The organism is Bacillus sp. JJ1503 (assembly GCF_036965125.1).
GTDB lineage: Bacteria > Bacillota > Bacilli > Bacillales > Cytobacillaceae > Cytobacillus.
Genome location: NZ_JBALOZ010000234.1, coordinates 1 through 5284 on the forward strand (window position 1 = coordinate 1; position 5284 = coordinate 5284).

6 protein-coding genes and 1 pseudogene are annotated in these 5284 nt (G+C 34.4%); 5 read left to right on the plus strand and 2 right to left on the minus strand.

Going from position 1 to position 5284, the window contains the following annotated elements; translation table 11 throughout:
• The first annotated feature begins 141 nt into the window (after positions 1-141).
• The 5 genes from V7149_RS17360 to V7149_RS17380 all read left to right on the plus strand — a co-directional run bounded on the left by V7149_RS17360 (position 142) and on the right by V7149_RS17380 (position 3918).
• Positions 142-333 carry a hypothetical protein gene (locus V7149_RS17360; RefSeq protein ID WP_335346864.1) on the plus strand — a complete coding sequence of 64 codons (192 nt, stop codon included), beginning with the start codon at positions 142-144 and terminating at the stop codon, positions 331-333.
• On the plus strand, positions 333-872 hold the full coding sequence (locus V7149_RS17365) for a hypothetical protein (RefSeq protein ID WP_335346865.1): 540 nt from the start codon (positions 333-335) through the stop codon (positions 870-872). The genes V7149_RS17360 and V7149_RS17365 overlap by 1 nt, the downstream gene beginning before the upstream one ends.
• A gap of 74 nt (positions 873-946) precedes the next feature.
• Entirely contained in the window at positions 947-1813 is an 867-nt protein-coding gene (locus tag V7149_RS17370; RefSeq protein ID WP_335346866.1) for an SU10 major capsid protein, read from the plus strand.
• Positions 1814-1907: 94 nt separating this feature from the next.
• Positions 1908-2300, plus strand: a complete 393-nt coding sequence (locus tag V7149_RS17375) for a hypothetical protein (RefSeq protein ID WP_335346867.1) — start codon at positions 1908-1910, stop codon at positions 2298-2300.
• Between the two features lie 31 nt (positions 2301-2331).
• Positions 2332-3918 (plus strand): terminase large subunit domain-containing protein, encoded by a 1587-nt coding sequence (locus tag V7149_RS17380; protein WP_335346868.1) that lies wholly within the window; start codon positions 2332-2334, stop codon positions 3916-3918.
• A 98-nt stretch (positions 3919-4016) separates the two neighbouring features.
• Here the strand turns inward: V7149_RS17380 and V7149_RS17385 are convergent.
• Together V7149_RS17385 and dnaJ are read right to left on the minus strand one after the other, a co-directional pair.
• Positions 4017-4304, minus strand: a pseudogene (locus V7149_RS17385) (50S ribosomal protein L11 methyltransferase); the annotation flags it as partial.
• Positions 4305-4323: 19 nt separating this feature from the next.
• A partial coding sequence (gene dnaJ / locus V7149_RS17390; RefSeq protein ID WP_335346869.1) for a molecular chaperone DnaJ occupies positions 4324-5284 on the minus strand: 961 nt, incomplete at its 5' end.

Below are 5284 nucleotides of genomic sequence, written 5' to 3' on the forward strand. Positions count from 1 at the left end.
AGGTGTCTATTTTTATGATTCAGTACTGGTACTGAGCATAACGAATTTATTTTTGAATTTTCAGGACTTGTAAATAATAAGCCAATTCTAGTGCAAGATTCTGTGCAAGTTAAATTTAATTAATAAAAGGAGGAAATGAGAATGAAAATCGTATTGACAAAAAGAGAATTAATTCAAGCTGTTATCAATCTAGTAAAGGAGGAGTACGGTAGTACCTTCGATATTAAAACAATTCAATTTTTCAATAATGAAAGATATGTTCCATTAAATGGAGCAGAAATAATGGTTTGTGCTAGCAAGAATTCTATAGAAAATGAAGGAGGAGATCAATAATGACAAAAGAAGTTGAAACTGTTCAAACAGAAACAGAGGTAAGAGAAAAACAGGAAAAAGTGAATAAAACGTCAGAAGAAAGCACCAAGGTAGTTGATGATAATAACAAAGAAAAAAAATCTACCAAAAATCAAAATACTGAAATTAAGAAATTAGAAGATGAATTAATAACCTTTAAATCAGAAAATGAAACACTTAAAGCTCAAGTAGAAGAATATCAAAATAAAGTTTCTGATTTAGAAACTAAAAAGCAAGAATTTGAAAAACAAAGGGCTGATTACGTTGCTACTATTCAACAAAAAGATGTTTCACTCAAATTAGCTGAAAAAGGATTAGGGGAATTTAAAGAGTTCTTTTCTAATATTGAACCAGATAAGTTGGATGAACAGATTCAAAAGTTTCAACAATTAGTGAAACAAAAAGAAATTGATAACTCATATAAACCAACAAATCACAAACTAGAAGATACATATACTCAGGCCAAGAGCAAAGGTGACTTGAAATCTATGTTTTCATCTTTACTATTTAACAAAAATTAGGTAATTCGTGGTCATTTGACTACTTATTATATATAAATATTGGGTGACGACCATCGTTAAAGGAGAATTTTTTTATGGCATTTACAACAGAAAACTTTGTGGCAGGACAATCCTTCGATATTAAGGATACTTTAATTTTAGCTAATCCTAAAGTGAGTGCATTTTCAACGTTTGCATTAGGAAAAACGGTTGGTGCTAAAAATCCAACAGTACAATGGATTGAGGAGACTATCAATGAGTCCTCAGCGGTAACAATGCCAGAAGGTGGGGATAGCCCAAATCATGTTAACGATGATGCTGGGTTAATGGACAACTATCTTGAACTTTTTGGGGCTACTGCACAAGTTTCTAACACGGCTCAAGCAAGTGAAGCAATTGGTATTCAAGATTTACTTTCTAAGGATATGGCAAACAAAACAGAATCAATTAAACGTAGAATCGAGCAAAAACTTCTGTATGGAACTAAAGCATTTGCTGCAGGAAAGTATGAAACAAATGGTATTATTAATCTTGTTAATACTTACAATAAATTAGATGGTGTGGCTGACTTAACCCCGGGTACATTTGAAAGTTTAATTTCTAAATTGTATGATGCAGGAGTTTCATATAATTTAGTTGCCTTTATGAATGCTCATACTAAACACATTATTAATCAATTTTCAAATGTTACGTTTCTCGGTAAAGATAAATTGCAGGGGATGGATACATCTGTTTATTCAACAGCCTTTGGGGACGTTTCATTTATTGACACACCTGCTATGAAAAAAGGTGATATTTTAATTTTAAACCCTGACTTCGTTGAAACTCCAGTATTAATTCCATTTACTGCAACTGTTCAAGGTGCAAATGGGTCTAAACAATCTGTTTACCTTGAAACGCAACTTGGAATTAAATTACTTAACTCTAAAGCAGGGGCAGCAATTACAAATGTAACTATCTAATTATACATAACTCAGAGGATTCTACTTTAAAGGTGGAGTCCTCTTTTTATAGTGCAGAAATAATTATTAATAAAGAATTAGGGGTGAAATATAAATGAACATTCATGTAGCGTTAAAGTCAGTTCATTGGAAGAAGGCAGCTTATTTTAAGTGGAAACATGATATTGGTTATATTCAATGCAATGAGAAGAAATCAGAAGAACAGTTTCTAAAAAGTGTTGAGTTGAAAACGTTGAATAGTTTTATAGCCTGGGAGCGTTCCAAAGAATATTCTGATTTGGTTTATTTACTGATGCAATCTAGAGTTGCAAATGACATTCTTGAATCTTACAACCAGATTTCAAATAAAGCTCGTTCAGGTGACGAAAAGGCTGTAAAACTGCTAATGGATATGAGCAAGCAGATCAATGAGTATGCAAAGTTAGTAACTAAAAAATATGAAGCAACGGAAGAAAAAGAAGAAGACGATGATTTGGTATTGAGTTAATGTAACTCCTTCTGCTTTTGGAGGTGAAAATATGGTTAGAATGACAATTAAGCAGAAATTAGAAACAATCAAACAGAATCCTAAACTTTGGATTGAAAACTTTGTTAAGGTCGTAAATCCTGAAGGGGAGTTAGTTCTTTTTAAACTTCATGAACAGCAAGAGGAATTGCTGGATGAATTAACTAAATTTACTATAATCAGTAAAGCTCGACAATTAGGGATGACTTTATTTAGTCTTGCCTATTGTATCTATCAGGCGTGTACCAAGCCCAATACGAACTATTTAATTGTTTCCTACAAAAAAGAATCCTCTAGTGCATTATTTGAACGTTTGAAATTAATGTACGAAAATCTCCCCCATGATAAATATCCTGATTATTTTCCTAAAGAGAAACGGAGCAATAGAGATGAATTAGTATTAGAATTTGCTAATGGTCAACGTTCTAGGATAGTGTGTACAGTTGCAGGTAACAAGGATGTGGGGAGAGGAAATACATTTGAATACATTTTACTGAGTGAGCTAGCTTTCTATGATAATCAAGAGAAGTTATTATTATCGGCTGAACAGGCACTAGCTAAAAATGAAAATAGTAAAGTTGTAATCGAGTCAACAAGTAATGGAATGAACTACTTTTATAAAATGGTGTCTAGTGCATCAAAAGGGAACAGTAAATATAAACTGTTCTTTTTTAATTGGTACAGTTCAGCTTATTTAAAATTAAATAAGCATGATTACGATGAAGCTGAAAAATGGTTTAAGGCAGATAATAAAGGTGTACGACTGTCTGTAAAGGACTTAGAAGAAGATGAGAAAATTCTATATGATAATGGGACAACTCTTAAGCAAATCATGTGGAAACGTTGGAAACGTCTTGATATGAGTGAAGCAGAATTTAATCAAGAATATCCGGCTACATGGCAAGAATCATTTATCAGTTCTGGAAATAATGTCTTTGATAATCTGAAGGTAATAAGACAATATGAATTTATTATTGATCCATTGCCAAAGGACGAATTAATTGAAGTTATACATAAAGAGTTACATAGATACATAAACAAGCAATTATATATATATCATCTTCCTAAACAGGGTAAGAAATATTATGCTGGTATCGATGTTGCTAGTGGCTCAGGTGGAGACTATAGTACAATTACAACTTTTGATGATGAAGGTGAAGAAGCTCTTTCCTTTCTACATAACAAAATAGCTGTTTATGATTTCGCTGATGTGTTGGATATGGTTGGACGTTTCTATAATTATGCTTTCTTAACGATTGAAAGAAACTCATATGGTAAGCCATTAATTGAACGAATGCGAAAAGAAAAGCGGTATATGAATATGTACAAGCAGAAAGTATTCGATATAGGCAAGAAAAGATTGCAGCTTGGTTGGATGACAACAAATACCACAAAAGAAATATTGATAACTGATTATAAGGAGCAATTTGAAAAAGGATTAATCAATATTAATTCTAAGGAAACTCTAGAACAGATGCAGATATTTATTGAAAATAAAGGGAAAATGGGTAATAAACGAGGGGATGAAAATCACGATGACTTAGTAATTGCTAGTGCATTAGGAGTTCAAGGAATGAAAGCGAATAAGTGGTATGTTTAGAGATTGCTGTCGGTTGCAAGGATAGTGATCTCTATTTTTAGGCTCTTCGGATTATTTAGTAGAAAGTAACTTTAAACAATTTATCAAAATACTAAATATCCCCTTTGTAGACAACATAAAAGGAGATTATTGATTTCTTCTTTAATTCCATCTATCGTTTCTGCAAGAAAACTATTTACAGGCAAATAAGCTTTGACGATAACCCCTTCTTCTGGATAGTCTAATGGATTGAGCTGGTAGATTTCACCGAATTGATCTTTTCTTTCCTTTTTAAGTTCTATTGGATCTTCAATGACAACTCCGCTTGCTCCTGCTTCATGCAGGATATTTGAAATTGGTTCTACTGCCTCATTTGTCGTATGAATACTGATCTCTGACCATTTCAATGTTTCCAACTCCATTCCATTAATCGCCCTTAAATGCACGCTTTACTTTATCAAAAAAGCTTTCCTCTTGTTCTCCTTGTGGTACTTGACCACTTATCTCTGCAAATTCATGCAGCAGCTGTTTCTGTTTTTCTGACAGCTTTGTTGGGGTTACAATACGAACGATGATATGCTGATCGCCTTTGCCATACCCTCTTACATTTTGGATCCCTTTTTCCTTTAAGCGGAACTTTGTGCCTGTTTGCGTGCCGGCTGGGACTTTTAATTTTATCTTTCCATACAGAGTCGGTACCTCTACCTCATCCCCTATAGCAGCCTGAACAAAGGTGATTGGCATTTCACAATAGACATCATCGCCATCACGTTCGAAAAATTCATGAGAGCGAACATGGAAAACAACGTATAAATCTCCGGAAGGGCCTCCATTTACGCCAGGCTCTCCTTGACCAGATACTCTGAGCTGTTGTCCGTCATCAATACCCGCTGGAATTTTAACTGCTATTTTTTTGCGTTTTTTTACTTTTCCATCCCCGCCGCAAGTGGAACATTTATGCTTAATCTGTTTACCAGTACCATTACATTGGTGACAAGTTCTGCGATTTACAATTTTACCAAAAGGCGTATTTTGTTCCATATTAATCTGTCCAGAACCATGACATTGTCCGCATGTTTCAGGCTTTGTCCCTGACTTTGCACCTGATCCGTTACAAGTTTCACAAGTTTCTTCGCGAGGAATTTCAATTTCTGTTTCCTTGCCAAAAACTGCGTCCTCAAAAGATAAAGTCATTGTGTATTGTAAATCAGCACCTTGCCGTGGCGCATTTGGATCTCTTCTGCGTGATCCGCCACCGCCGAAGAAAGTACTAAAAATGTCTTCAAAGCCGCCGAATCCTTCAAAACCGCCGCCGCCAAAACCCTGATTAGGGTCAGTATGGCCGAATTGATCGTAATGAGCGCGCTTTTGGTCATCACTTAAAACT